The organism is Streptomyces sp. NPDC004609 (genome assembly GCF_042873655.1).
Lineage (GTDB): Bacteria > Actinomycetota > Actinomycetes > Streptomycetales > Streptomycetaceae > Streptomyces.
Map to the genome: position 1 here is coordinate 1 of NZ_JBIALS010000041.1, position 26,165 is coordinate 26,165.

General features: G+C 72.8%; 22 protein-coding genes and 1 pseudogene. 10 read left to right on the top strand and 13 right to left on the bottom strand.

What is annotated here, in order from left to right; all coding sequences use genetic code 11:
• Positions 1-577 precede the first annotated feature (577 nt).
• The gene (gene trpS, locus ACFYT4_RS30355) at positions 578-1,570 is read left to right on the top strand and encodes a tryptophan--tRNA ligase (RefSeq protein WP_389276059.1); all 993 of its coding nucleotides are present in this window, start codon (positions 578-580) and stop codon (positions 1,568-1,570) included.
• A 78-nt stretch (positions 1,571-1,648) separates the two neighbouring features.
• Here the strand turns inward: trpS and proC are convergent, their stop codons facing one another.
• Positions 1,649-2,458, bottom strand: a complete 810-nt coding sequence (gene proC, locus ACFYT4_RS30360; RefSeq protein ID WP_389276062.1) for a pyrroline-5-carboxylate reductase — start codon at positions 2,456-2,458, stop codon at positions 1,649-1,651.
• Between the two features lie 306 nt (positions 2,459-2,764).
• On the opposite strand from proC, the gene ACFYT4_RS30365 reads away from it, so the two are divergent.
• Positions 2,765-3,280 carry a SigE family RNA polymerase sigma factor gene (locus ACFYT4_RS30365; protein ID WP_389276210.1) on the top strand — a complete coding sequence of 172 codons (516 nt, stop codon included), beginning with the start codon at positions 2,765-2,767 and terminating at the stop codon, positions 3,278-3,280.
• Between the two features lie 169 nt (positions 3,281-3,449).
• Here the strand turns inward: ACFYT4_RS30365 and ACFYT4_RS30370 are convergent, their stop codons facing one another.
• From ACFYT4_RS30370 to ACFYT4_RS30395, 6 genes and pseudogenes are all read right to left on the bottom strand, one after another.
• Positions 3,450-4,187, bottom strand: a complete 738-nt coding sequence (locus ACFYT4_RS30370; RefSeq protein WP_389276065.1) for an ABC transporter permease — start codon at positions 4,185-4,187, stop codon at positions 3,450-3,452.
• Between the two features lie 350 nt (positions 4,188-4,537).
• Positions 4,538-5,299: pseudogene (locus ACFYT4_RS30375) on the bottom strand (ABC transporter ATP-binding protein); the annotation flags it as partial.
• A 382-nt stretch (positions 5,300-5,681) separates the two neighbouring features.
• On the bottom strand, positions 5,682-5,867 hold the full coding sequence (locus ACFYT4_RS30380; protein ID WP_389276068.1) for a hypothetical protein: 186 nt from the start codon (positions 5,865-5,867) through the stop codon (positions 5,682-5,684).
• Positions 5,848-6,534, bottom strand: coding sequence for an FAD-dependent oxidoreductase (locus ACFYT4_RS30385; protein ID WP_389276071.1), 687 nt, complete (start codon positions 6,532-6,534; stop codon positions 5,848-5,850). The genes ACFYT4_RS30380 and ACFYT4_RS30385 overlap by 20 nt, the downstream gene beginning before the upstream one ends.
• 239 nt (positions 6,535-6,773) lie before the next feature.
• Positions 6,774-7,346, bottom strand: coding sequence for a hypothetical protein (locus ACFYT4_RS30390; RefSeq protein WP_389276074.1), 573 nt, complete (start codon positions 7,344-7,346; stop codon positions 6,774-6,776).
• A gap of 205 nt (positions 7,347-7,551) precedes the next feature.
• Complete coding sequence (locus ACFYT4_RS30395) at positions 7,552-7,887, bottom strand: peptidase (RefSeq protein WP_389276077.1); 336 nt, start codon at positions 7,885-7,887, stop codon at positions 7,552-7,554.
• A gap of 253 nt (positions 7,888-8,140) precedes the next feature.
• Between ACFYT4_RS30395 and ACFYT4_RS30400 the strand changes: the two genes are divergently transcribed.
• A complete protein-coding gene (locus ACFYT4_RS30400) occupies positions 8,141-10,318 on the top strand; it encodes a PQQ-binding-like beta-propeller repeat protein (protein WP_389276080.1) in 2,178 nt (725 codons plus the stop codon).
• Positions 10,319-10,636: 318 nt separating this feature from the next.
• Here ACFYT4_RS30400 and ilvD read toward each other — a convergent pair whose 3' ends face one another.
• The 4 genes from ilvD to ACFYT4_RS30420 all read right to left on the bottom strand — a co-directional run bounded on the left by ilvD (position 10,637) and on the right by ACFYT4_RS30420 (position 15,664).
• The gene (ilvD, locus tag ACFYT4_RS30405; protein ID WP_389276083.1) at positions 10,637-12,487 is read right to left on the bottom strand and encodes a dihydroxy-acid dehydratase; all 1,851 of its coding nucleotides are present in this window, start codon (positions 12,485-12,487) and stop codon (positions 10,637-10,639) included.
• A gap of 378 nt (positions 12,488-12,865) precedes the next feature.
• On the bottom strand, positions 12,866-13,480 hold the full coding sequence (locus ACFYT4_RS30410) for a TetR family transcriptional regulator (RefSeq protein ID WP_389276086.1): 615 nt from the start codon (positions 13,478-13,480) through the stop codon (positions 12,866-12,868).
• Complete coding sequence (locus ACFYT4_RS30415; RefSeq protein ID WP_389276089.1) at positions 13,477-14,334, bottom strand: sugar phosphate isomerase/epimerase family protein; 858 nt, start codon at positions 14,332-14,334, stop codon at positions 13,477-13,479. Before ACFYT4_RS30415 ends, ACFYT4_RS30410 begins: the two co-directional genes overlap by 4 nt.
• A 397-nt stretch (positions 14,335-14,731) precedes the next feature.
• The gene (locus ACFYT4_RS30420) at positions 14,732-15,664 is read right to left on the bottom strand and encodes a Ppx/GppA family phosphatase (protein WP_389276092.1); all 933 of its coding nucleotides are present in this window, start codon (positions 15,662-15,664) and stop codon (positions 14,732-14,734) included.
• A 41-nt stretch (positions 15,665-15,705) separates the two neighbouring features.
• On the opposite strand from ACFYT4_RS30420, the gene ACFYT4_RS30425 reads away from it, so the two are divergent.
• Positions 15,706-16,530 (top strand): hypothetical protein, encoded by an 825-nt coding sequence (locus ACFYT4_RS30425; RefSeq protein WP_389276094.1) that lies wholly within the window; start codon positions 15,706-15,708, stop codon positions 16,528-16,530.
• Between the two features lie 127 nt (positions 16,531-16,657).
• Here the strand turns inward: ACFYT4_RS30425 and ACFYT4_RS30430 are convergent, their stop codons facing one another.
• Positions 16,658-18,301 carry a hypothetical protein gene (locus tag ACFYT4_RS30430; RefSeq protein WP_389276097.1) on the bottom strand — a complete coding sequence of 548 codons (1,644 nt, stop codon included), beginning with the start codon at positions 18,299-18,301 and terminating at the stop codon, positions 16,658-16,660.
• 290 nt (positions 18,302-18,591) lie between these two features.
• Here ACFYT4_RS30430 and radA point away from each other — a divergent pair, with 290 nt between their 5' ends.
• Both radA and disA read left to right on the top strand, forming a co-directional pair.
• Positions 18,592-20,082: a DNA repair protein RadA gene (radA, locus tag ACFYT4_RS30435; RefSeq protein WP_389276100.1), complete on the top strand. Its 1,491-nt coding sequence runs from the start codon at positions 18,592-18,594 to the stop codon at positions 20,080-20,082.
• 44 nt (positions 20,083-20,126) lie between these two features.
• Complete coding sequence (disA, locus tag ACFYT4_RS30440) at positions 20,127-21,278, top strand: DNA integrity scanning diadenylate cyclase DisA (protein ID WP_389276103.1); 1,152 nt, start codon at positions 20,127-20,129, stop codon at positions 21,276-21,278.
• Between the two features lie 211 nt (positions 21,279-21,489).
• Here the strand turns inward: disA and ACFYT4_RS30445 are convergent, their stop codons facing one another.
• Positions 21,490-22,290, bottom strand: a complete 801-nt coding sequence (locus ACFYT4_RS30445; protein ID WP_389276106.1) for a hypothetical protein — start codon at positions 22,288-22,290, stop codon at positions 21,490-21,492.
• A 174-nt stretch (positions 22,291-22,464) separates the two neighbouring features.
• On the opposite strand from ACFYT4_RS30445, the gene ACFYT4_RS30450 reads away from it, so the two are divergent.
• The 4 genes from ACFYT4_RS30450 (at position 22,465) to ACFYT4_RS30465 (ending at position 26,165) form a co-directional block, all read left to right on the top strand.
• On the top strand, positions 22,465-23,109 hold the full coding sequence (locus ACFYT4_RS30450) for a phosphatase PAP2 family protein (RefSeq protein ID WP_389276109.1): 645 nt from the start codon (positions 22,465-22,467) through the stop codon (positions 23,107-23,109).
• A gap of 288 nt (positions 23,110-23,397) precedes the next feature.
• Positions 23,398-24,324, top strand: a complete 927-nt coding sequence (locus tag ACFYT4_RS30455; RefSeq protein ID WP_389276112.1) for an A/G-specific adenine glycosylase — start codon at positions 23,398-23,400, stop codon at positions 24,322-24,324.
• Between the two features lie 510 nt (positions 24,325-24,834).
• Positions 24,835-25,464: a SigE family RNA polymerase sigma factor gene (locus ACFYT4_RS30460; RefSeq protein ID WP_389276115.1), complete on the top strand. Its 630-nt coding sequence runs from the start codon at positions 24,835-24,837 to the stop codon at positions 25,462-25,464.
• Positions 25,452-26,165 carry a hypothetical protein gene (locus ACFYT4_RS30465; RefSeq protein ID WP_389276118.1) on the top strand — a complete coding sequence of 238 codons (714 nt, stop codon included), beginning with the start codon at positions 25,452-25,454 and terminating at the stop codon, positions 26,163-26,165. The genes ACFYT4_RS30460 and ACFYT4_RS30465 overlap by 13 nt, the downstream gene beginning before the upstream one ends.

Consider the following 26,165-nt stretch of genomic DNA (forward strand, 5'->3'; position numbering starts at 1 on the left):
TGACTTTTGGCACGCTGTTGAGTTCTCAAGGAACGGACGCTTCCATCAGACCCTCATCAGGCCCTCCGGGCATTTCCCTTCGGTCTTGCGTTTCCGACTCTATCAGATCCTTTCGGGCCTGATTCCCGGTCGAAATCGGGATGTCTTTCCGGCCCTTCGGCCGTTCCGACGAGTGAGACTTTAGCGGAATCATCCGCCCCGACGCTAATCGGGGTCGCGCTCTTTCGAACGCGGGATTCCTCATTTCACAAAAGCACACCAAAAGCGCACGACAACACGTCGTTCGTTCGTAGTAGGTCTTGCGGAATGGCTGCCCGGGGACCAACCGTGGTCGGCGCTCACTGCGGGCAACTCGGAGAACACTATGGAGGATCGCCGTGCCGTGTCAACTTGAGGGCGTGTGTCTGTAGACTCCGCCCCATGACTACGCGTATGTGCTCCCTTCAGTGGTGGGCCGCCTGACGGCGGCCGGCACCTACGTATGACTCAACGGCCGCCGCCTCGGCGGCCGTTCTTCGTTTCTCCCTCCGGGAGTCGGCCGCCGGGCGGTGGCTCCGACCAGGAGACGGAGAACGGGATGACGCGGATCTTCAGCGGGATCAAGCCCACGGGGCACGCGACGCTGGGCAACTACCTCGGCGCGATGCGGCGGTGGGTCGAGGTCGACCAGCACCAGTCGGACGCGCTGTTCAGCGTGGTCGATCTGCATGCGCTGACGATGGAACACGATCCGGCGCGGGTCGGGAGGCTCAGCAGGCAGGCGGCGACGCTGATGCTGGCGGCGGGGCTGGATCCGGCGCTGTGCACCCTGTTCGTGCAGAGCCAGGTGGTCGAGCACGTGCGACTGTCGTATCTGCTGGAGTGCACGGCCACCGACGGCGAGCTGCGGCGGATGATCCAGTACAAGGAGAAGGGCGCGCGGGCGCAGGCGGCCGGGCAGAGCGTACGGGTGTCACTGCTGACGTATCCGGTGCTGATGGCGGCGGACATCCTGGCCTACGGGACCGATGAGGTCCCTGTGGGTGACGACCAGACGCAGCACGTGGAGCTGACCCGGGATCTGGCGGTGCGGTTCAACCAGCGGTACGGGCACACGTTCACCGTGCCGAAGGCGACCCGTCCCCAGGTGGCCGCGCGGGTCATGGATCTGCAGGACCCGACGTCGAAGATGGGGAAGTCTCACGACTCGGGGGCCGGCATCGTCTATCTGCTCGACGATGCGGACCAGGTGCGCAAGAAGATCATGCGCGCGGTCACGGACAGCGGGCGCGCGGTCGAGTACAACCGCGAGGACAGCCCCGGCGTGGCGAATCTGCTGGAGATTCTTTCCGCCTGCGGAGGTGGGAACCCCATCGACTTGGCCGGTGTATATGAGTCGTACGGGTCCTTGAAGAAGGATGTGGCCGAGGCGGTGGTGGAGCTGCTGAGGCCGGTGCGGGAGCGGCATGCGGAGCTGGCCTCGGACCCGGGATATGTCGATCAGGTGCTGAGGGAGGGAGCTGAGCGGGCCAGGGCGATGGCCCGCCCGAGGGTGGATGCCGCCTATGCGGCGTTCGGGTTGCTGCCTTGAGGTGAGGGGCCGGTCCGCTCGCAGAGCGGGTGCCCCGTCCCGCCGGCGTGGCGCCGCGCCGGCGGGACGGGGTGATGGTCAGCCGTTGCCGGAGGCGAGCTCGCGGCTGCGGTCGCGGGCGGCTTCGAGGGCGGCGATCAGGGCGGCGCGCACGCCGTGGTTCTCGAGTTCGCGGATGGCACTGATGGTGGTGCCGGCAGGGGAGGTGACGGCTTCACGGAGCTTGACGGGGTGTTCGCCGCTGTCGCGGAGCATCACGGCGGCGCCGATGGCGGCCTGGACGATGAGGTCGTGGGCCTGGGCGCGGGGCAGGCCGAGCAGGATGCCCGCGTCGGTCATGGCCTCGACGAGGAAGTAGAAGTACGCCGGGCCCGAGCCGGACAGGGCAGTGGCCGCGTCCTGCTGGGACTCGGGGACCCGGAGGGTCTTGCCGACGCCGCCGAAGATCTCCTCGGCGTGGGTGAGATGGCCGGCGGTGGCGTGGTTTCCGGCGGAGATCACGGACATGCCCTCGTCGACCAGTACGGGTGTGTTGGGCATGACACGGACGACAGGGGTGCCTGCGGCCAGGCGTTCCTCGATAAAGGAGGTGGGGATACCGGCAGCGGCGCTGATGACAAGGCGGTCGGCGGTGATGTGCGGGGCGAGTTCGTCGAGGAGCTTGCCCATGTCCTGGGGCTTGACGGCCAGGATGAGGGTGTCGGCGCGCTTGGCGGCCTCGGGGTTGGTGACCGGTTCGACGCCGTAGCGGGTGCGGAGCTCTTCGGCGCGGTCCGCGCGGCGGGTGGTGACCAGCAGATCGGAGGGTCGCCAGCCCGCGCGGATCATGCCGCTGAGAAGGGCCTCGCCGATCTTGCCCGTGCCGAGGACTGCGACTGTGTGGGTCATGGCTCTGTTCACCTCGCCGGAGGGGGTATGTGCCGCCATCCTCGCACCGGAGGTGGGACGGTGCCGGGGTGGTCCGAGGGGCGGTACGGGTGGTGCCGGAGCCGTGAGACCTGTGAGGCCCATGGGTGGCGGTGTGGCGGATTGCGGGATTGGCGTGTGAGGCCGGGACGTGGCGCAGAAGGCGGGGTCGGCATGTCAGTGGGTGAGGCCGGATCTGCGTCTTGGAGAGAGTGAGACGAGAGGAGGCGGAGTGCTTCTGTGTGACGTGAGGGGAACCCCGCTGTTATCGGGGCGGTCCCGCCCTTGGTGACGGACGAGGAGTTCGACGCCTTCTACGCGGCGGCCTTCCCGCGCCTGGTGGGACAGCTCTCTGCGATGACGGGTGATCACAGCGAGGCGCAGGACGTGGTTCAGGATGCCTTCGTCCGGGCGTGGGACCGGCGTGCCTCCTTTCTGGTGACGGAGGCTCCCGAGGCCTGGATCCGGACCGTCGCGACGCGGCTCGCGGTGAGCCGGTGGCGGCGGGCGAGGCGGTGGCTGGAGCTGATGCGGCACCATGCGCCCCTGGTGGACCGGGTGCCCGGGCCGGGGCCCGAGCGCATGGTGCTGGTGGAGGCGTTACGGCAGCTTCCGGAGGCACAGCGGCGGGCGGTGGTGCTGCACCATCTGTGTGATCTGAGCGTGGAGCAGATCGCGGCGGAGACGGGGACACCGGAGGGGACGGTCAAGGCACGGTTGTCGCGGGGACGGGTGGCTCTGGCCAGGTTGCTGGCCCCGGGTGAGCGGGTGGAGGAGAAGGAGAAGGAGGACAGCCGGGTGTGAGGCCGCCGGTCGCTGTGGGCCGCGCGAGGGGCCCACCGTGCCGGGGTGCCAACTGTGCGGGGTGTGGGTTGTCGGGGTGCCGACCGGGGCCGGTGCGGGGTGGGGTGCCGGTGCCGGGGAGTCGTCCGCCGGGCGGGGCTCCCGGGCACCCGCTGGAGGCGAGGCCGGGTCAGACGGTGCGGCGGCGGAGGGTGGCCGCGCCCAGGGCGAGTACCAGAAGGGCACAGGCGGCGACGACCAGCACGTCTCGGATGAAGTCTCCGGTGGCGTCCGCGTGGCGCTGGACCTGGGCCATGGCGTCGACGGCGTACGACATGGGCAGGACATCGGAGATCGCCTCAAGGGCGGGCTGCATGTTCGGGCGCGGGGTGAACAGGCCGCAGAGCAGCAGCTGCGGAAAGATCACCGCCGGCATGAACTGGACCGCCTGGAACTCGGAGGCGGCGAAAGCGGAGACGAAGAGGCCGAGCGCGGTGCCGAGCAGCGCGTCGAGCAGGGCGACCACGAGCAGCAGCCAGGGTGAGCCGACGACGTCCAGACCGAGGCCCCAGAGCGCGAGGCCGGTGGCAAGGAGCGACTGGACGGCCGCGACCAGGCCGAAGGCCAGGGCGTATCCGGCGATGAGGTCGCCTTTGGCGACGGGCATGGCGAGCAGACGTTCCAGGGTGCCGGAGGTGCGCTCGCGCAGGGTGGCGATGGAGGTGACCAGGAACATGGTGATCAGCGGGAAGATCCCGAGGAGGGAGGCGCCGATGGAGTCGAAGGTCTCCGGGCTGCCGTCGAACACATAGCGGAGCAGAAAGAGCATCACGCAGGGGACGAGCAGCATCAGGGCGATCGAGCGGCGGTCGTGACGAAGCTGCCGCAGGACGCGGGAGGCGGTGGCGAGGGTGCGGGCGGCGCTCATCGGGCGTTCTCCTGGGTAGTGGGCTCCGGTTCCAGGGTGGTGGGCCCGGGATTCCCAGTGCTGTGCCTCGGAGTGGCCTGCTCCGGACTGTTGTCCTGAGGGCCGTGGTCCAGAGGACCGTTCGCCTCGGGTTGGTTGCCTGCGGGGTGGTTCTCGTCAGGACGGTCCCCTGGCGGGTGGTTCTGGTCAGGGCGGTTCGCTCTGAGGGTGGTCCGGGTGGCGCGGCTTCCTGCCGGGCGGGTTGCTCCGGGGTGGTGAGGGTCCGGGCTGATCGCTTCGGGAACGTTCGCCCCGGAGCTGCTCGGTTCGGGGCGGTCGCGGTCCGGGCTGATCCGGGCGGTGGGGGCCGGGGCCGTCGCGGTCCGGGCGTCGGCCTCGTCGACGAGGTGGAGGAACGCGGCTTCGACCGTTTCCGAGCGGGTGCGCAGGCGCAGGTCGTCCGGGGTGTCCTCGGCGAGGATCTCGCCCTCGCGCATCAGGAGGAGGCGGTGGCAGCGTTCGGCCTCGTCCATGACATGGGAGGAGACGAGGAGCGACGTACCGCGTTCGTCGGCGAGGCGGTGGAAGAGGTCCCACAGATCGCGGCGGAGGACGGGGTCGAGACCGACGGTGGGTTCGTCGAGGACCAGCAGTTCGGGGGTGCCGAGCAGGGCGACGGCGAGGGAGACGCGGCTGCGCTGGCCGCCGGAGAGGCGCCCGGCGAGCGTATCGGCGTGCGAGGTGAGGTCCACGTCGGAGATGGCGCGGGTGACATGTGCCCTGCGGGTGTCGCGGTGGCGGCGGCCGGGCTGGAGGACCGAGGCGAAGTACTCCAGGTTCTGGCGGATGGTCAGGTCCTGGTAGACCGACGGCGCCTGGGTGACATAGCCGATACGGGAACGGAGGGAAGCGTCGCCCGCGGGCCTGCCGAGGACGTCGAGCGTGCCCTTGACCTTGGCCTGGGTGCCGACGATCGCCCGCATCAGGGTCGACTTTCCGCAGCCGGAGGGACCGAGGAGTCCGGTGATCCGGCCGGGCGGGACGGTGAAGTCGATACCGCGGAGGACCGTGCGATCCCCTCGTACGACGGTGAGACCGCGGGCCAGGACGGCAACCCCGGAAGAATTCATCATGTGATGAATAATCCTCCCGGGGATGGGCTCCGTCAAGCGGTACGAGGTGTTTTCGGCCGTTGGGCAGGCTCCCGCCCGTGCGTCGCCGCTGCCCGGGCTCCGGGCCCGGCCCCTCCCCCAGCCGTCCGGCCTGCACGCACGCGGTCCCGTCACGCAGCAGCGCCGCGCGGATGGGGCCCCTCCCCTGCCCGCCACCCCGACCCCTCCCCCGGCCCGGTCCGGTCGGCCCGGGCCTGGCCCGCCGGTCCCTCCAGCCCTGTCCACCCCGCCAGGTCCATCAGCCCCGTCCACCCCGTCACCCCGCCAGGTCTGTCCCCCGCCAGGTCCATCAGCCCTGTCGGCCGCACGGCCCGTCAGCGCCGACGAGGCCGGAGCGCCCCTGTCAGCCCGGTCCGGGCATCAGTGGCAGGACGCTCGGGGCTCGGCGGGCCACGGAGCACACGCGGATGGTGGAGCGGACCACCTGCTCCTTGATCCGGGCGGCCGTACGGCCCGTCAGGACGCGGTCACGCGGGGAGTCGTCCGCGCGTACGAGCTGGATCAGCCCGTCATGGCGCCCCAGACTCACGCACTGGACGGGATAGCCGAATGTCAGCGGCTTCGGCTCGCGTCCCCGGGCCGCCCCCGGGACTCGTCGACGATCGCGGACGCCGCGTGCAGTCCGGTCGGCAGGGCCGCGGCGCAGCCATGCGCAGCCGACCGGCCTTCGGGGTGTGGGCTGCGGACGCGTCGGCCACGGCGTGGATCCCGGGGTGGGTGACCGAGCGCAGGGAGGCGTCGACCGCGATACGCCCGGTGGCCGGATCGAGTGCGAGACCGGCGGCGGACGCCAGATCCGTGTGGGGGACCATCGAGGCCGCCCAGACGACGGCGTCGGCGTCCATGGCGTCCGCGTTCGTGACCTGCGCCCCCTCCTCGACGTGGACTCCGCGTGCCTCCAGGACCCGCCGTACATGAGCGCGACCGCACGGGGAGTGGCCGCCGGCGACCAGGCCGGCGGCCAGGAGGCGGACCTCCCCGTCGGGGTGCGTCTCGGCCACGTCGGCCGCCATCTCGGTCCCGGGCAGCCCGCCGCCGACGACCGCGAGCGAGCCGGGGCGGTCCTGGAGCCGTTTGCGGAGGGCGTCCGCGGACTCGGCGCTGTAGACGTGTTCGCCCACGATGTCACCAGTGCGACTGCCGAGGGCGTACACCAGCCGGTCGTACGGGAGGTGGTGACCGTCGTCCGTCGTCACCGGGCACGCTGCCGGGTCCAGGCCCGTGGCGCGCCGGGCGATGTGCCGGACGCCGGGGCCGCGCAGCAGATGGGCGAGCGGATGGGGGACGGCGGTGGGCCGGGTGGCGAGTTCGTGCCATCGGACGCGTTCGGTGAACCGGCCGCTGGGATCGCCGTGGGTCCGTCCGGTGACATGCCCGGGCGTACGTGGTGAGGTCGGCGCAGCCCTCGGCCGGGGCGGGGACGGCGGTGCCGGGGCTACGTGCGCTTCTGCTTGCCGGAACGGCCCTTGCGTGCCGCCGGGTTGCCGGTGCGGGAGCTGCGGCGCTTCTTGTACTGGGCGCGGGCCCTCTCGTACTCCTCGCGGTGCAGCTTCTCGCCGGGTGCCTCGGCCAGCGAGCGGAGGAACCACGCGAGAAGGACGCCGACGAAGCCGATCGCCCGCAGGCTGCGCAGGGCGTCCGGTGTCGCGGCCCCGGTGGGGCGTCGGCCGAAGCCCTCCCAGGTCTTGCGGAAGGCGATCGCGCTGCACACCGCGAACATGACGATGACCATCGTGTTGAGGAAGCCGCCGATCTCCGCGATCACGAGGCCCTCGTAACCGAAGCGCAGCGCCAGGCAGCCGACGACGGCCGCGGCGAGCGAGCCGACGGCGACGCCCGCCCTGCGCAGCCCGTATCCGCCGTCGTGGTCGACCCAGGTCGTACCGAAGAAGCGGATGGGTTCGGGCCGCGGGCCACCGTCGCCACCGCCGGTCGTGGTGGACTCCGTGGATCCGGACGCGGATGCGGGTGTGGTGGTGTCGCCGGTCCTGCCGCTCTGCTCGCTCACGGGTCGATTATCCCCGGGAGCGGACGGGAGCGGATGTACGGGTCCTGGCGGTCGGGCCCCGGCCGTACCGGGTGCCCGGCCGTACCGGGTGCCCGGCCGTACCGGGTTCTGACGGTACGGCCGAAGCAGCCCCGCACGACCGGTGTGACGGGCGGCGGAGGACCGTACGGCCGAGGCGGTACGGATCCGGTGGGGCGGGCGGCCGTCAGGGGCAGCGGATGGTCACATAGCCGTCGCTGCCCGTGTTCACGTACGCGTCCGACACGAACTCGCCGCTCGCGATGTTGTCCCAGATGTTGGTCGTGCCGTACGGGCCGGAGATGGTCTCCCCCGGCTTCTGGCAGTGGATCGGCACGGTGGCTCCCAGAGGGAGGACCCGGACGATGCCGAACCCCGTGCCGGGGCCGCTGCGGACGTTGACGCGGTAGCCCGGGGCGACCGGGTAGCGGCGGACCCTCGCCGCGGCCTCTGCCCCGGCGTCGGCTTCCGGCGCGCTGTCGGCGGCAGAGTCGGCAGCGCCGGCAACGCTGGCAGAAGTCACGGTGTCGGTAGCGGCTTCGGCTGTGTTCCCGGTCTCGGTGCCAGCCCCGGTGCCGGTCTCGGGTCCCGCGGTGGCGGAGTCGTCGTTTTCCGGACGTACGTCGTCAAGTGCCATGTAAATCGCCCCCGTTGCCGTATGTGCGTATTACGTACCGTACGCTGTGACCCATCTGACAGGCCACCCCTGGATCGCACCCACCATCGACTAGGCTCCGTGAGTCGCGCGCGCACGTTCAACATGTCGGGGGTGGGAGATGCCACCGCTGCGCAGCACCGGGGAATCCCCGGAAGCCGGGCATCCACAGTACGCGGGGCAGTACCGGCTGGAGGCATGCCTGGGGACCGGCGGCATGGGAGTGGTCCATCTGGCCACCTCGGCCTCGGGACTGAGACTCGCGGTCAAGGTCATCCACGCCGAGCATGCGTCGGACCCCGAGTTCAGGGCGCGCTTCCGGCAGGAGGTCGCGGCCGCACGGCGGGTCAGCGGAGCCTTCACGGCGCCGGTCGTCGACGCCGATCCGGACGCCGGACGGCCGTGGATGGCCACCCTGTTCATCGAGGGCCCGACGCTGGCCGAACGGGTCAAGCGGAACGGGCCGCTGGAGTCGGAGGAACTGCGCAGGACGGGTGCCGGGCTGGCCGAGGCGTTGCGCGACATCCATCGCGCGGGCGTGGTGCACCGCGATCTCAAACCCAGCAATGTGCTGCTCGCGCCGGACGGGCCGAAGGTGATCGACTTCGGGATCTCCCGGCCCTCGGACAGTGATCTGCGGACGGAGACGGGGAAGCTGATCGGGACGCCGCCGTTCATGGCGCCCGAGCAGTTCCAGCGGCCGAGGGAGGTCGGGCCGGCGGCGGATGTGTTCGCGATGGGCGCGGTGCTGGTGCACGCGGCGACCGGGCGGGGGCCGTTCGACTCGGACAGCCCGTACATCGTGGCGTATCAGGTCGTCCACAACGAGCCGGATCTGACGGGGGTTCCGAAGGATCTCGTGCCGCTGATCCGGGGCTGTCTCGCGAAGGAGCCCGAGGACCGGCCGACTCCGTACGGGCTGATGGTCGCGCTGCGGGAGTCGTCGCCGTCGTCCTCGTACGACACGCTGACGCATGTGCCCGGTCCGCGGACGCCCGATCCGCGGGGGAAGGCGCCCGTCGTCGGCGGCGGGTCCGGCCCGGCCCGGACGTGGTCCCTGAGGGGCGGAAGGAAGCGGTGGGCGGCCGCCGGGGCCGCGGTGGCGGTGCTGATGACGGCGGGGATCGTCGTGACCCGGGCCATGGGCGGCGAGTCGGCGCCTCCCTCGTCCACACCGGCCCCGACGCGTACGGAACAGGGCTCGAAGGGCTTCGTCGGGTGGAGCGTGGATCTGGGCGAGCGGGGCGCGGAGGACCGGATGCCCGCGTGTACGGCGGGGCCTCGGCTCACCGCGCTCTACTGCGCGGCACCCGGGCTCAAGGCGGCCAGGCTGGACCCCGGCAGCGGCCGCAGGGCCTGGTCGCGGGCGGCACACGCGGGTGCCGCGCAGAGCGGTCACCCCGGTGCGCCGGTGTTCGCGGGCGGGCTGGTGCATGTGCTCTCGCCGGGAGAGCGCAAGCTGGAGGCGCTCGATCCGGAGACCGGCGCGGTGCGCTGGCACATCGGGACGGCGCCGTACTCCGCCGTCCGGCACGTCGGCGACGTGGTGCTGCTGATCACGGACGGCGGACAGGTACGGGCGGTCGACGCGGCCACCGGTGAGCAGCGGTGGAGCAGGCGGCACGGCGGGCCCGGCACGGAGTGGGTGGCGGCGGCCGGCGGGAACGCCGTGGCGATGGCCGTGACGCAGTCGGCCGACGGGACGTCCACGCTGGTCAAGGCGGTGGATCCGCGGAAGGGGAAGCCGCTGTGGAAGAAGCGGCTGGACGGGCTGCTGAGACCGATGGGGGTGTCCGGGGGCGCGCTGTATCTGATGACCGTCGATCTGGGCGGTTTCACGGACGCGGTGGTACGGGTGGACATGGCGGGCCCGGCCCATGGGATCCGTACCGTGGCGCTGACGGCGCCGGTGGATCAGGCACAGGCGGTCGTGCGGGGCGACGTCGTCCATCTGAGCGGGTCGGGAGGTTCGCTGGTCGCGGTCCGGATGGCTCCCGCGGGGGCGGGGGCGGGTGATGAGCCGCGTCAGCTCTGGCGGCTGGAGACGTCCGTCACCAATCTCTCGCGCCCGGAGGCGGACGGGCGTGCGGTCTATGTGACGGCCGGGGACGGCAGGCTGCTGGCGGTGGACGCCGTGCGGGGGTCGCTGATCGGGCAGACGGAGCCGCGGATGGACGACGGGCGGTACACGTTCGCGTCGTTTCTGCCGCCGCCGGTGGCGGTGGGCGGGCGGGTGTTCGGGGTGGCGCCGAACGGGGCGGTGTTCGCGGTGGACGCGGAGGGACCGGCGGGGTGGTGACCCCGTGGCCCCATGCCCCCCCTGACCTCGTGATGTCCGCGACGCCGCGTCCTGGTCGGCCCCGTGAGCGATGTCCAGCCATGTGAGGGCGTCCGGGGTCGCCCGTGCCTGTACGAGGGTCCCTGTACGAGGGGCCCGCGTCCGGCGGGGCGGGATGGTCAGGCGCCTTCGCCGGTTCCCGGGCGGGGCGCTCGGCAGCGCGCCCGCCCTCCCGAGGATCCGCCCCCGGACGCGACGAGGGCCGGTGGGCTCGGCTTCCGGCGCCGCGCCGGCCGCGCCCGGGATGCGCCCGGGCACGGTCGGGAGACGGGGCGGGAGTTACGGGAGGAGGGTCACGTCGCGGACCGCGCCCTTGTCGGCGCTGGTGGCCATGGCCGCGTAGGCGCGCAGGGCCGCCGAGACCTTCCGCTCGCGGGACTTGGGGGCGTAGACGCCGCCGAGCGCGTCACGGCGTGCGGTCAGTTCCGCGTCCGGGACGAGCAGGTCGATCGAACGGTTCGGGATGTCGATACGGATGCGGTCGCCGTCCTCCACGAGGGCGATCGTGCCGCCCGAGGCCGCCTCGGGTGAGGCGTGCCCGATGGACAGGCCCGACGTACCGCCGGAGAAGCGGCCGTCGGTGACGAGGGCGCAGACCTTGCCGAGGCCCCGGCCCTTGAGGAAGGACGTCGGGTACAGCATCTCCTGCATACCCGGGCCGCCCCGGGGTCCCTCGTAGCGGATGACGACGACGTCGCCCGCCGTGATCTCCTTGCGGAGGATCTTGTCGACGGCCTCCTCCTGGGACTCGCAGACGACGGCCGGGCCCTCGAAGGTCCAGATCGACTCGTCGACGCCCGCGGTCTTCACGACGCAGCCGTCGACGGCGAGGTTGCCGCGCAGGACCGCGAGCCCGCCGTCCTTGCTGTACGCGTGGGCCACGTCCCGGATACAGCCGCCGGCCGCGTCCGTGTCGAGGGTGTCCCAGCGCTCGGACTGCGAGAACGCCTCCGCCGAACGGACACACCCGGGGGCCGCGTGCCACAGCTCGACCGCCTCCGCCGACGGGGAGCCGCCGCGGACGTCCCAGGTCTCCAGCCACTGCTTGACGGACGGGGAGTGGACGGTGTGGACGTCCTCGTTCAGCAGGCCCGCGCGGTAGAGCTCGCCCAGGATCGCGGGGATGCCGCCGGCCCGGTGGACGTCCTCCATGTAGTACGTGCCGCCGGGGGCGACGTTGGGCGCGACCTTCGCCAGGCACGGGACACGGCGCGAGACTGCGTCCATGTCGGCCAGGCCGTAGTCCAGCTCGGCCTCCCGCGCGGCGGCCAGCAGATGCAGGATCGTGTTGGTGGAGCCGCCCATGGAGATGTCCAGCGCCATGGCGTTGTCGAAGGCCGCGCGCGTGGCGATGCTGCGGGGCAGAACGCTGTCGTCGTCGCCCTCGTAGTACCGCTCGGTGATCTCGACGACCGTACGCGCGGCGTTCTCGTACAGCGCGCGGCGGGCGGTGTGGGTGGCGAGCACCGAGCCGTTGCCCGGCAGGGAGAGGCCGATCGCCTCGGTCAGGCAGTTCATGGAGTTGGCCGTGAACATGCCGGAACAGGACCCGCAGGTCGGGCAGGCGTTCTCCTCGATGCGGAGGATGTCCTCGTCCGAGATGTTCTCGTCGACCGCGTCGGCGATCGCGTTGACCAGGTCCAGCTTGCGGACCGTGCCGTCGACCAGGGTCGTCTGGCCGGCCTCCATGGGGCCGCCGGAGACGAAAACAGTGGGGATGTTGAGGCGGAGTGCCGCGTTCAGCATGCCCGGGGTGATCTTGTCGCAGTTGGAGATGCAGATCAGGGCGTCGGCGCAGTGGGCCTCGACCATGTACTCCACGCTGTCCGCGATCAGATCGCGGGAGGGGAGGGAGTAGAGCATTCCGCCGTGGCCCATGGCGATGCCGTCGTCGACGGCGATCGTGTTGAACTCACGCGGAACGGCGCCCGCCGCCTTGATCGCCTCGCTGACGATCCGGCCCACCGGCTGGAGGTGGGTGTGACCGGGCACGAACTCCGTGAAGGAGTTGGCGACCGCGATGATCGGCTTGCCGATGTCCGCGCTCGCTACGCCCGAGGCACGCATCAGGGCACGGGCGCCCGCCATATTGCGGCCGTGGGTGACAGTGCGGGACCTCAGCTCGGGCATCGTCGCTCGCTCCTCGGTAGGTCGGATCAGTACGGGAAAGGGTACGCCCGGGCTCCAGGATCTGGACATTCCGTCCGGGATGCGGGACCGGTGGCCACGGAAACCGGGCGGCGGCCTCGTACCGGTCCGGTACGGGACTGTACGGGCCCGGGTGCGGGTCTCGTACGGGCCAGGCGTCGCCCGGCCCGGAGGCCGGTCCACCAGCGTACGGCCCCGGACCGCGTCACGTGCGGCGCTCCGCCGGGCCGGATCCCTCACCGCGGGGCCGGGCGACCCCGTACGGCACGCGGGTCCCGCCCCGGCCGGGGCCACCGGCCTCGTCAGGGATCAGGGCTCCGTCAGGGATCAGGGCTCGGCGCGCAGGGCTCCGTCGGATGCTCAGGGCTCCGTCAGATAGCGCTGGAGCGTGGGCGCCACCATCGACACGATCTCCTCCGGGTCCGCCGAGGCCAGCGGCTCGACCCTGATCACATAGCGCAGGATCGCGATGCCGATCATCTGGGAGGCCGCCAGCTCCGCGCGGAACCTCGGGTTCGGGACGTCGAGGTCCGCCGCGATCCGCTCCAGCAGCCGCCGCAGCACAAAGCCCCGCAGCACGGTGGCCGCCGCCTCATGGGTGAGCGCCGACCGGACGATGGCCAGCAGGGGGGCGCGGGAGACGGGGTTCTCCCACACGCCGATGAAGTAGCGGGCGAGCCGTTCGCCGATGCCGTCCTTGCTCTCCCCCAGGATCGCCGGGAGGACGAGTACCGGTTCGAAGGAGAGCTCGATCGCGGCGGCGAAGACCTCGTCCTTGGTCCCGAAGTAGTGATGGACGAGCGCCGCGTCCACACCCGCCGCACGGGCGATCCCGCGCATCGTCGTCTTGTCGTAGCCGCGCTCGGCGAACTCCTTGCGGGCCGCGAGGAGGATGCGGTCCCGAGCGCCCGGGCCCTCGGCCGCCTCCTTGCGGGCCGGGCGGCCGCGCCGCCGGGGGGTGGTGCCGTCCGTCATCCGCGGCGTGCTCCCCGTACGTCCGCGCGCGCCGACGAGGCCAGATGCAGCCGGGTGAAGGCGAGCGCCTCCGCGAGGTCGGCCTCGCGCTCGGCGGCGGACATGGCACGGCGGGTGTTGACCTCGACGACGACATGGCCGTCGAAGCCCCGGCGGGCGAGACGTTCCAGCAGCTCGGCGCAGGGCTGGTCCCCCCGGCCGGGCACCAGGTGCTCGTCCTTCGCGGAACCCTTGCCGTCGGCGAGGTGCACATGCCCGAGCCGGTCGCCCATGCGGTCCACCATCGCCATGGTGTCGGTGCGGGAGGTCGCGGTGTGCGAGAGGTCGATCGTGAAGTGGCGGTAGTCGTCCTTGGTGACGTCCCACTCGGGGGCGTACGCGAGCATCTCGCGGTCCCGGTAGCGCCACGGGTACATGTTCTCGACGGCGAACCGGACATCGGTCTCGTCCGCCATCCGCCAGATGCCGCCGACGAAGTCCCGGGCGTACTGCCGCTGCCAGCGGAACGGCGGATGGACGACAACCGTGGACGCGCCCAGTTTCTCGGCCGCCGCCCGGGCGCGCTGGAGCTTCACCCACGGGTCGGTGGACCAGACACGCTGGGTGATCAGGAGACAGGGTGCGTGGACGGCGTGGACCGGGACGCCGTGGTAGTCGGAGAGCCGGCGCAGGGCCTCGATGTCCTGACTGACGGGGTCGGTCCAGACCATGACCTCGACGCCGTCGTACCCGAGGCGCGCCGCGATCTCGAAGGCGGTCGCCGTCGATTCCGGATAGACCGAGGCCGTGGACAGGACGACCTTCGCATCCGGGATGCGTACCGCTGGTTCTGCCGCTCCTACCGCTTCTGCCACGGGACACAGCGTACGGGCCGAGGGCGGGTCGGCGTGGTGCGACGGCTGGTTGGCGGGGCGGGTGGCCGAGAGCGGCTCGGTGGCCGCGGCCGGTCCGGGAAACGGTGGCGAGGGGCGCGGTGAGGAGCCGTCGGGGCCTGGTCCGGTCGGGCGTCGGGCCGGGCCCGGGGGCCGGGGCCGGTCCGGATCCCGGGGGTCGGCGGGGTCCGGCCCGGTCCGGGTCCCGCAGCGGCGGCGGGCACTCGGCCGCGGACGTACGACCGCCCGGACCCGGGCCCGACGCGCCCCACAGGCAGCCCGCGGGCAGCCGCCCCGGCCACTCCCCTCCGCACCGTGAGCGGCGGCCCGGCACCGGGAGTGGCGGCTTCCGGACCCTGAGCGGCGGCCCCGGACCGTGTCAGTCCGCGGGCAGGTGGTCCAGGCGGCGCAGGATCACGCCTTCGCGCAGCGCCCAGGGGCAGATCTCCAGCGCATGCGCCCCGAACAGATCCATCGCGCCCTCCGCGACCAGCGCGCCCGCCAGCAGCTGCTGGGCGCGGCCCGGGGACACCCCGGGGAGCCCGGCGCGCTGCTCGGCCGTCATCTCGGCGAGCTTCGGCAGCCACTCCTGAAGTGATTTACGACTCAGTTCACGCTGCACGTACAGCCCGTCCGACTCGCGCGCCGCTCCGGCGATCCGCGCCAGCTGTTTGAACGTCTTCGAGGTCGCCACGATGTGGTCGGGCTTGCCGAACCGGCTGAACTCGCCGACCGTACGGGCGATCTCGGCCCGGACGTGCCGGCGCAGCGCCCGTACGGCCTCCGCGTCCGGCGGGTCCCCCGGCAGCATTCCGGCGGTCAGCCGCCCCGCCCCGAGCGGGAGCGACACCGCGGCGTCGGGTTCCTCGTCGATCCCGTACGCGATCTCCAGCGAGCCGCCGCCGATGTCGATGACCAGCAGCCGTCCGGCGGACCAGCCGAACCAGCGGCGGGCCGCGAGGAAGGTGAGCCGGGCCTCCTCGGCGCCGGTCAGCACCTGGAGGTGGACCTCGGTCTCGGCCTGGACCCGGGCGAGCACCTTGTCGGCGTTGGTGGCCTCCCGTACGGCGGAGGTCGCGAAGCTGATGACCTGCTCGCAGCCCTGGTCCTCGGCCGCCTGCACCGCGCGCTGGATGGTGGCCACCAGCCGGTCGACGCCCGCGGGGCCGATGGCGCCGTCCTCGTCGAGAAGTTCGGCGAGGCGCAATTCCGCCTTGTGCGAGTGGGCGGGCAGGGGGCGGGCGCCGGGGTGCGCGTCCACCACCAGCAGGTGCACCGTGTTCGAACCGACGTCGAGGACTCCGAGTCTCATGAGAACGAACGCTACTGCTGTCGCGGACATACGCTGGGCCTGTGCCAAAGACGAAAAAGGCGAAGCCGGGCAAAGCCGAGCGCTCGGAGCAGATCCCGGAACGGGTCCAGGGCGACGAGAAGGGCCTGGACTTCCCCCGCGCGTGGGTGGAATTTCCCGACCCCACGGACGACGAACAGGTCTTCCGCTGCGACCTGACCTGGCTGACATCCCGCTGGACCTGCATTTTCGGCAGTGGCTGCCAGGGGATCGAGGCCGGCCGGGCGGACGACGGGTGCTGCACCCTGGGTGCGCACTTCTCCGATGAGGACGATGAGAAACGGGTCGCCGGACATGTGGCCCGGCTCACGCCGGAGCTGTGGCAGTTCCACGACGTGGGGACGGAGTCGGGCTGGACCGAGGAGTCCACCGGCGAGGACGGGGAGGCCGAGCGCCAGACCCGGCGCTGGAAGGGCTCCTGCATCTTCCAGAACCGGCCCGGTTTCCCCGCGGGCGCGGGGTGCTCGCTGCACATCCTGGCGCTGCGGGAGGGGCGTGAGCCGCTGGAGACGAAGCCGGACGTGTGCTGGCAGCTGCCCGTACGCCGGACGTACGACTGGATCGAGCGGCCCGACGACACCAAGGTCCTCCAGATCTCCATCGGGGAGTACGACCGGCGGGGCTGGGGTCCGGGCGGGCACGATCTGCACTGGTGGTGCACCTCGGCGACCTCGGCGCACGGCGCCGGGGAGCCGGTGTACGTGACCTACCGGCCCGAGCTGACGGAGCTGATGGGCAAGGAGGCGTACGACGTCCTGGTGGAGCTGTGCGAGGCGCGCCTGAAGTCCCAGCTCCCGCTGCTGGCGCCGCACCCGGCGGACTCCTAACCGAAAACGCGGGCGCCCAACCGGAAGCGGGGAACGCGCGGCCGCGGCGGGACGGGCGGGCGCCGTAGCGCGGCGCCGTGCCGCGGATCTGGGCACGGCCCCCGTCGGGCCCGCCGGAAGGAACCGCTCAGGAGGGCGGAGGGGCCTCCTCGGACGGCGACGGGGACGGGGGCTCCGGCGAGGGGGGCGGTGACGAGGGCGGGTCGGTCGGTGAGGGCGTGGGGTCCGTGGGCGGGTCGGTCGGGGGCGACGACGGCTCCTGCGGGCCGGACGGCGGACGCGTGGGCGGCCGGGACGAGCCGCGGCCCTCGATCACGACGACCGCGCCCGACGGGTGCACGCCCACCCTGGCCCGCCACGCGCCCTCTGGCTCGCGCGACCGGTCCACCGTGACGTGGACCGTGGCGGACTCGCCGGGGCGCAGGACGCCCGAGGTCCGGCTCAGCCGGAGCCAGGGGGCGTTCGCGTGGGTGGACCAGGAGACCGGGGCGCTGCCGGACGCGGTGAGGGTGATTCGGGTCATACCCCCGGCGGGTTCCGCGGTGACCGTGAGGCGGCCGGGGCCCTGCTGTCCGGGATGCCCCGGGGTGCCCGGGGCAGTGCCGACGACCTCGACAGAGACGCCGGGGGAGCCGGGAGGCCCGGGGGAGCGGCCGGGTTCCACATGGGAGCTGCCCGCGTTCTCGTAGTGGTCGTAGGGCTCGCCCTCCAGGCCCTCGCCCCCGGTGTCGGTCGCGCTGACGGAGGGGCCGTCGTCCCGTGCCTCCCCCGTCAGCGGTGCCCCGCGGTACGCCGCCCACAGGGCGAGTACGGGCGCGGCCACCACCGTCGCGACCACCGTCGTCGTCAGGGCCCGCGCGCGCATCCGGTCGCGCCGGGCCGCGTGGTCCTTGGGGTCGAGCGGAAAGCCGCCGGGACCGAAGCGCGGGGCGGCGGCGCGGGCGCGCGGGACGTGCAGCATCGCGACGTACGCGGCGGAGCGCGGTGCCCTGACCAGCGGGAGCGCCGCGGGGGTGGCCGGGGCGGAGCCCGGCCAGGGGCCGCCCGCCCCGGCGCGCTCGGCGGCGCGGCGGCACAGGGGGCAGTCGTCGACGTGCCGGACGAGTTCGGTGCGCAGGGCGGCGGAGAGCAGGACGCGGTTGTCACCGGTGAGGCGGGCGACGGCCGGGCAGCGACCGGTCCGGACGACGGCGAGCGCCGCCCGGGTGCGCTCGACCTCGCACGCGGCGGCGGCCAGCAGGTCACGGGCGGCGACCGCGTCCAGACCGAGGACGGCGGCGACCTCCCGGCGGCCGAGCCCGTGGCGTACGGCGAGTTCCAGGGCCTCGCGCTGTTCCGGGGACGTACCGGCGGCTTCGGGCCACGCCAGGAGGGCCAGTTCCGCGCGCCGGCGCTCGGCGGTCTCCTCGGAGACGCGGGGGCGTTCCTCGGAGACGACGGGCCTGCCGGTGTGCGCCCCCTGCCGGCCGCGCCGCTGCTCGGCCAGCCGGCGCCGGCACGCCCACCGGGCGAGCGCGTACAGCCACGCCTTGAGCCCGGGGCCCTCCGCGGGGCCGCGGCCGTGGTGCCGTTCGGCGATGGCGAGGACCTCCCCGAGGAGCCCGGTGGCGGCGTCGTGGTCGCAGAGCACGGAGAGGCAGTACGTGAACAGGCCGTCGAGATACGGCTCGTAGCGCGCGGGCGGCTGCTGAGGCGCCGGGTGGGGGGCGCGCCGGAGCGCCCGGTGCGCGCCGGGGGTGCGGGTGGACGGGTTCGGCCTGCTGCTGGTCACCCGGCGACCGTAGGCGCAGGAGCGGACCCCGTTCTCACTGCTTGAAGTCTTTTAATTCTTACGGGTGAACAGATCGCTCGAAGGGGGACAGGAATCGTCGATTCCGACCCCTTCCGGGCCCCTTGCCCCCACTTCCCCCGGCACTTTCCCGCCCTTTCCCGCCCTTTCCCGCCCTTCATCGCCCTTCATCGCCCTTCATCGCCCTTTATCGGTTCTCCGTCCGTTCGCCGCCGCCGGGCGGTCCCGGCCGCGGGGATCACGCTGTCAGTGGTCCCCGCTACGGTTTGCGCATGGCTGCCCGTACGAAATCCGCGAAGGACCGGCCGTCCTACCGCTGCACCGAGTGCGGCTGGACCACCGCCAAGTGGCTCGGCCGCTGCCCCGAGTGCCAGGCGTGGGGGACGGTCGAGGAGTACGGCGCGCCCGCGGTGCGGACCACCGCCGCGGGGCGGGTGTCCACCGCCGCCGTGCCGATCGGGCAGGTCGACGTGCGGCAGGCCACCGCTCGGTCCACCGGCGTGGGCGAGCTGGACCGGGTGCTCGGCGGCGGGCTCGTGCCGGGTGCCGTCGTGCTGCTGGCGGGCGAGCCGGGCGTGGGCAAGTCCACCCTGCTGCTGGACGTCGCCGCGAAGGCGTCGAGCGACGACCACCGCACGCTGTACGTGACGGGCGAGGAGTCCGCGAGCCAGGTCCGGCTGCGCGCCGACCGGATCAGCGCGGTCCACGACCATCTGTATCTGGCCGCCGAGACCGATCTGTCCGCCGTTCTCGGGCACTTGGACGCGGTCAAGCCGTCACTGCTGATCCTCGACTCCGTGCAGACGGTCGCGTCCCCGGAGATCGACGGCGCGCCCGGCGGCATGGCCCAGGTCCGCGAGGTGGCGGGCGCGCTGATCCGCGCCTCCAAGGAGCGCGGGATGTCCACGCTCCTCGTCGGCCATGTCACCAAGGACGGCGCGATCGCCGGACCCCGGCTGCTGGAGCACCTGGTGGACGTGGTCCTCCACTTCGAGGGCGACCGGCACGCGCGCCTCCGTCTCGTACGAGGGGTCAAGAACCGTTACGGGGCGACGGACGAGGTCGGCTGCTTCGAACTGCACGACGAGGGCATCACCGGACTCACCGACCCCTCGGGGCTCTTCCTCACCCGCAGGGACGCGCCCGTGCCGGGCACCTGTCTGACGGTGACCCTGGAGGGGCGGCGGCCCCTGGTCGCCGAGGTGCAGGCGCTGACGGTCGATTCGCAGATTCCCTCGCCCCGGCGCACCACCTCCGGCCTGGAGACCTCGCGGGTGTCGATGATGCTCGCGGTGCTGGAGCAGCGCGGCCGGATCACCGCCCTGGGCAAAAGGGACATCTACAGCGCCACCGTGGGCGGGGTGAAGCTCTCCGAGCCCGCCGCCGACCTGGCGATCGCGCTCGCGCTGGCGTCGGCGGCCAGCGACACCCCGCTGCCGAAGAATCTTGTCGCGATCGGGGAGGTCGGCCTCGCGGGCGAGGTCAGAAGGGTCACCGGCGTCCAGCGCAGGCTGGCGGAGGCCCACCGGCTGGGCTTCACCCACGCGCTCGTCCCGCCCGATCCGGGCAAGGTGCCGGCGGGGATGAAGGTGCTGGAGGTGGCCGACATGGGAGAGGCTCTCGGAGTGCTGCCGCGCGGCCGGAAGCGGGCGGCGGAAGTGCCTCCGGAAGAGGCCCCCTGGAGTGCCCCGAAGCGGGCCGCGGGCGGTACCGGGCGCCGGGAGCGCGCGGACGCCCCACGGGACGACGACGCTCGCCGGTAGACTTTGCCCTGGTCTCGCCCATCCGTACGAGCCGGAGGAGTGCAGTGGCAGCCAACGACCGGGCACCAGCACCCGGAAAGTCCGGCGCGGGCTCCGGCAACGAAGGACTGATCCGCGCCGCCCTCAGCGCCGTCGCGCCCGGCACCGGGCTGCGCGACGGCCTGGAGCGCATCCTCCGCGGGAACACCGGAGGACTGATCGTTCTCGGGATGGACAAGACCGTCGAGTCGATGTGCACGGGCGGTTTCGTGCTGGACGTGGAGTTCACCGCGACCCGGCTGCGCGAGCTGTGCAAGCTGGACGGCGCGCTCATCCTCGACAAGGACATCACCAAGATCCTCCGGGCCGGGGTCCAGCTCGTGCCCGACGCGTCGATCCCCACCGAGGAGACCGGCACCCGGCACCGTACGGCGGACCGGGTCTCCCGGCAGTGCGGCTTCCCGGTCGTCTCCGTCTCCCAGTCGATGCGGCTGATCGCGCTGTACGTGGACGGGGAGCGCCGGGTGCTGGAGGAGTCGGCCGCGATCCTCTCCCGCGCCAACCAGGCCCTCGCCACCCTGGAGCGGTACAAGCTCCGTCTCGACGAGGTCGCGGGCACGCTCTCCGCGCTGGAGATCGAGGACCTGGTCACGGTCCGGGACGTCACGGCCGTCGCGCAGCGGCTGGAGATGGTCCGCCGTATCGCGACCGAGATCGCCGAGTACGTCGTGGAGTTGGGCACCGACGGGCGGCTTCTCTCCCTCCAGCTGGACGAGTTGATCGCGGGCGTGGAGCCCGAGCGGGAGCTGGTCGTCCGGGACTACGTGCCCGAGCCGACCTCCCCCAGAGCCGCGCCGGGAAGGGGCCCCCAGCGGTCCCGTACGGTCGACGAGGCGCTGTTCGAGCTGGACGCCCTCACCCATGCCGAGCTGCTGGAACTGCCCATCGTGGCAAGGGCGCTGGGCTACAGCGGCTCGCCCGAGACCCTCGACTCGGCGGTGTCGCCGCGCGGTTACCGGCTGCTGGCGAAGGTGCCGCGGCTGCCCGGCGCGATCATCGAGCGGCTCGTCGAGCACTTCGGCGGGCTGCAGAAGCTGCTCGCCGCGAGCGTCGACGACCTCCAGACCGTCGACGGTGTGGGCGAGGCGCGGGCCAGGAGCGTACGGGAGGGGCTGTCCCGGCTCGCGGAGTCGTCGATCCTCGAACGGTACGTGTAGCGGCCGGGGCCGGATGCGGTCCGGCGGCCGCCGGTTTCCCCGGACCCGGCTCCGGCGTTCCGAGTACGTCCCGGTGCGTCCCGGCCCCTGCCCGTTCCGGTGGCCCTGAGCCCTGCTCAGGCCCTCCCGGCCGCCTCAGCCCTGCTCAGTGCTCCCCGGCCCCTGGGTCTTCTCCGGTCCCTCTCGTCCTTCTCAGCGCGTCCCGGGCGGGTCAGTCCTTCTCCAGGCGGAACGTCGCCTGATCCACCGTCACGCCGGAGATGCTGGCCTCCACGAGATACGTCCCGGCCGACGCGCTCGCGGCGGGCGGGGTGGCGCACCGGGGCGCGCTCTGCCGGCGGTCCCAGGCGACGCTGTAGCTGATCGTCGAGTGCGCCGGGACCTCCACCAGCGCCCGCTCCGGATCACTCGGGCAGTCCTCCGACGACCACACCTCGTCCGCGTCGGAGTCGGTGATGCTGAGCACCGCCTCCTTGGGGCGGAAGTCCGCCTTGCACGTCGTCGCCGAGGAGTTGGTGGCGATCAGCCGGAACATCGGCTTCTCCCCCGGCTTGTACGCGGTCTTGACGCTTTCCAGTTCCACCTTCAGCGCGCTCGAAGGGCAGTTGGGGAGGCTGGAGTCGGCGGGGAGCTGTCTGGCGACGGTGCCGCCGGCGCCCGCGCCCGCACCGCCGGAGCCATGGCCGCCGCCGGATGCGTCGCCCCCCGTACCGGTGCCCGCGCCGCCGCCCGTACCCGCGGAGCCGCCTCCGCCGTTGCCGGCGCCGCCGTCTTCGCGGCCGCCCGGCTGCTCGCTGATGGCGGGGCCCGACTGGGAGGGGCCCGGTGTGATCGAAGGCGCGGGCTTTCCGGCGCCGTTGGCGCCGTCGCCCTTGTCGCCTCCACCCCCGCCCGAACCGACCGCCCAGGCGACCAGCACGACGAGGAGCGCGACCAGAGACAGCGCGACTGCCCTCCGTCGCCAGTAGATGGAGGAGGGGAGCGGCCCGATCGGATTGCGCAGAGATCCCACGCGTCAAACTCTACGAGAGATCGCGGCCAACTCCTGTCCCACCCGCCGCCTACTTCGCAAGTTCTGCGGATCATCATCACGGGTGGCCGATACCGACCCCCTACTTTTGTCGGGGGAAGCCCTGGCCGATCGCTGCGGGTCACCGATCCGGCCCACCGGGTACGGTCCGTGACCATGGACAGCAGCATCACCAGCGGGCTCTACCGCGACATCACCGACTTCGCCCACGACATGCCTTCCTGGGTTCAGCATGCGGCCGAACTCTGGACCGAGGCGGGACTTCTGCTCTTCGGGGCGCTGTTCGTCATGGCCTGGTGGCGGGCGCGCGGGAGAAGTTCGCGCGCGATAGCCGTGGCCGTGCTCGCCCCCCTCGCGACCGCGGCCGGATACGTCGTCAGCGAGCTGCTCAAAACGGTGTTCGACGAGGAGCGCCCCTGCCGTACGGTCACGGACGCGGCGGCGTCCCTGGTGGCCTGCCCGCCGACCGGGGACTGGTCCTTCCCCAGCAATCACGCGTCGATAGCCGGGGCCGCGGCGGTGGCGCTCGCGATGGCCTGGCCGAGGATCTGGCTGCTCACGGTGCCGATGGCGCTTCTGATGGCGTTCTCGCGGGTCTTCGTCGGGGTGCACTACCCGCACGACGTGATGGTGGGGCTCGTGCTGGGCGGGGTCGTCGCGGCGGTGTTCACGACGGTGCTGACCGGGCCGGCGGGAGCGCTGTTCACGACGGTGCGCACGAGCGGCACGGGGGTGGTGCGGTGGTTCGCCGGGCCGGGTCCGGTGGAGGTCCCGGTCCGGACCGGGGCGCGGCACGGCTGAGGCGGATGGCGCCGCGCCGGGGGTGGGAGGCGTGACCCCTCGATCGCCCCGGCGGGGGCTCCGTCCCCGGTCGCGCCACGGGCCGAGGCGCCCCCCTCGACCGGGCCGCCCACCTGCGAGGCTCCGCCCCGGACCGCGCTCCCCGAACGCCGGAGGGGCTGATCACGACGCCCCCCGGCTCGGGGGACGGGCGCTGAGCCAGACGGCCGGAACACCCTCCGCCGCTTAGCCCATGGCCCGGGGCGAATGCGGCGACCGCTCCTCGTCACGTGCCAGGATCGTGGAGCCATGACTGACACCACGACAGCCCCCTCCGGTGAAGCCGCGGACCCCACCGCCGCCCGCGCCGTGTCCCTCCACGCCCCCGTCATCGCCTGGTTCGACGAGCACGCCCGCGATCTGCCCTGGCGGCGCCCCGAGGCGGGCGCCTGGGGGGTGATGGTCAGCGAGTTCATGCTCCAGCAGACCCCCGTCAGCCGGGTGCTCCCCGTGTACGAACAGTGGCTCGCCCGCTGGCCCCGGCCCGCCGGTCTCGCGGCCGAGGCGTCGGGCGAGGCCGTCCGTGCCTGGGGCCGCCTCGGCTATCCGCGCCGGGCCCTGCGGCTGCACGGGGCCGCGCAGGCGATAACGGAGCGGCACGGCGGTGATGTGCCCCGCGATCACGCGCAGCTGCTCGCGCTGCCCGGGATCGGGGAGTACACGGCCGCGGCGGTGGCGTCCTTCGCGTACGGACAGCGGCACGCCGTGCTCGACACGAACGTGCGCCGGGTGTTCGCGCGGGCCGCCGCCGGGATCCAGTACCCGCCGACGGCGACGACCGCGGCCGAGCGCAAGCTGGCCCGCTCGCTGCTCCCCGAGGACGACGCCACCGCGGCCCGCTGGGCGGCGGCCTCCATGGAGCTGGGCGCGCTGGTGTGCACCGCGCGCAACGAGGACTGCGGGCGCTGCCCCATCGCGGCCCAGTGCGCCTGGCGGCTGTCGGGGAAGCCCGCGCACCAGGGCGCGGCCCGGCGTGGTCAGACGTACGCCGGGACCGACCGTCAGGTGCGCGGCAAGCTGCTTGCCGTCCTCCGCGAGGCCGAGGGGCCGGTGCCGCAGTCGGCGCTGGACGCGGTCTGGCACGAGCCGGTGCAGCGGGCGCGCGCGCTGGACGGGCTGGTCGCGGACGGTCTGGTGGAGCCGCTGGACGGCGGGCTGTACCGGCTGCCCGGCTGAGGCGCCCGGCCGAAGCCCCCGGCCGCCGCCGACGCCGGGCCGGTGCCGCCCGCCGAACCGGACGGTGCCGGCCTCAACCGGGCCACCGGCCCCACCGGACGGTCCCGGCTCGACCGGACGGTGCCAGACGCCCGGGCCGCCGGCCCCTCCCGGGCACGGGGCCGACCGGTACCGTCCGGACCCGCCCACGCCCCCTCCGTACCTCCGCCGTTCCTCCACCACGCCCGCAGACCTGCGGACCCGCAGGCCCCCCAGACACCGCGACCCCTCCGGGACATCGTGTCCCGCGGTCCTCCCGGGCACCCGTCCCGGCCGCCTCCGGTTCCCCGCCCCACCACCTCCGAAACATCAGCTGTTACACAACCGATGGATGGCCGTGCGTCCGCCGACGGCTGCGCAGCACAGGCCCGTGACAACCGCTCCGTAACTTCAGTGGCGTACCAGGACGGGGAAGCGCGACAACATCGCGCGGTGGCACACAGTGCACGACACGGGGTGGAGGCGGTTGGCATGGCGCACGGCGAGGTGCTCGGCTTCGAGGAGTACGTACGCAACCGGCAGGAGGCCCTGCTGCGCAGCGCCCGGCGGCTCGTCCCCGACCCGGTCGACGCCCAGGACCTGCTGCAGACCGCCCTGGTCCGCACCTACGGCCGCTGGGACGGCATAGCCGACAAGTCGCTCGCCGACGCCTATCTGCGCCGCGTGATGATCAACACGCGTACGGAGTGGTGGCGCTCGCGCAGGCTCGAAGAGGTTCCCACCGAGCAGTTGCCCGACGCGTCCGTCGACGACGGCAGTGACCAGCGCGCGGACCGCGCGCTGCTGATGGACGCGCTGAAGGTGCTGGCGCCCAAGCAGCGCAGTGTCGTGGTCCTGCGGCACTGGGAGCAGATGAGCACCGAGGAGACGGCTGCCGCGCTGGGGATGTCGGCGGGTACGGTGAAGAGCACCCTGCACCGGGCGCTCGCCCGGCTCCGTCAGGAGCTGGAGAGCCGGGCGCTGGAGTACCGGGCCGCGGAGCGGGAGGCCGACGGCGGGGCGCCGGCCGTCCGCGCCGAAGCGCGGGGCGGGATACGGCGGTGCACGGCCGAGGAGTACGGCGGGCGGGACGGACGGGGGCAGGAGCGGTGCGCGGCCTGAGAGGCAGACGCGTCAGAACGACGAGGGCGGCGGGTTACACGGCGATGGCCGGGCTCGCCGTCTTCGGGCTGTTCACGGCCTCCTGCTCGGCGGGCGGCACGGGCGTCCAGGACGAGGGCGCGGCACAGGCCGACAGCCAGAAGCCGGGCGCCGCGCCGCCGCCCGTCGCCTCCGGCGGTGACCCGGCGACGATGGCCCAGAGGATCGACCCCATCCGGCTGCTCCGGAGCGATCCCAAGGTCAGCAAGGAGATCAAGGCAACGCTGAAGCCGTGTGTCGGGGCCGAGTTCCCGGTGGACACCTCCTTCGGGAATCTCACCGGCGGGACCGACCCCGATGTGGTGGTCAACCTGATGACCTGCGGAGAAGCGGTCGGCATCGGCACGTACGTCTACCGGGCCAACGGCGAGCGCTACGAGAACGTCTTCGCCTCCGAGGAGCCCGCGGTCTTCGCGGCGATCGACCGGGGCGATCTGGTCGTCACCAAGCAGGTGTACGACGAGGAGGATCCGGTGGCCGAGCCGTCCGGTGAGGAAGTGACCACCTACCGCTGGTCGACCGGCAAGTTCAGCCGGATCCACTGGGTGTGGAACAAGTACCGGGGAGGCGCGTCCCAGGAGGGCGACGTGTTCTTCCCGCCGGAGAGCGAGCCGGGGACCGAGACCGTACCGGCCGAACCGCCGCTGCCGAGAAAGAACTGA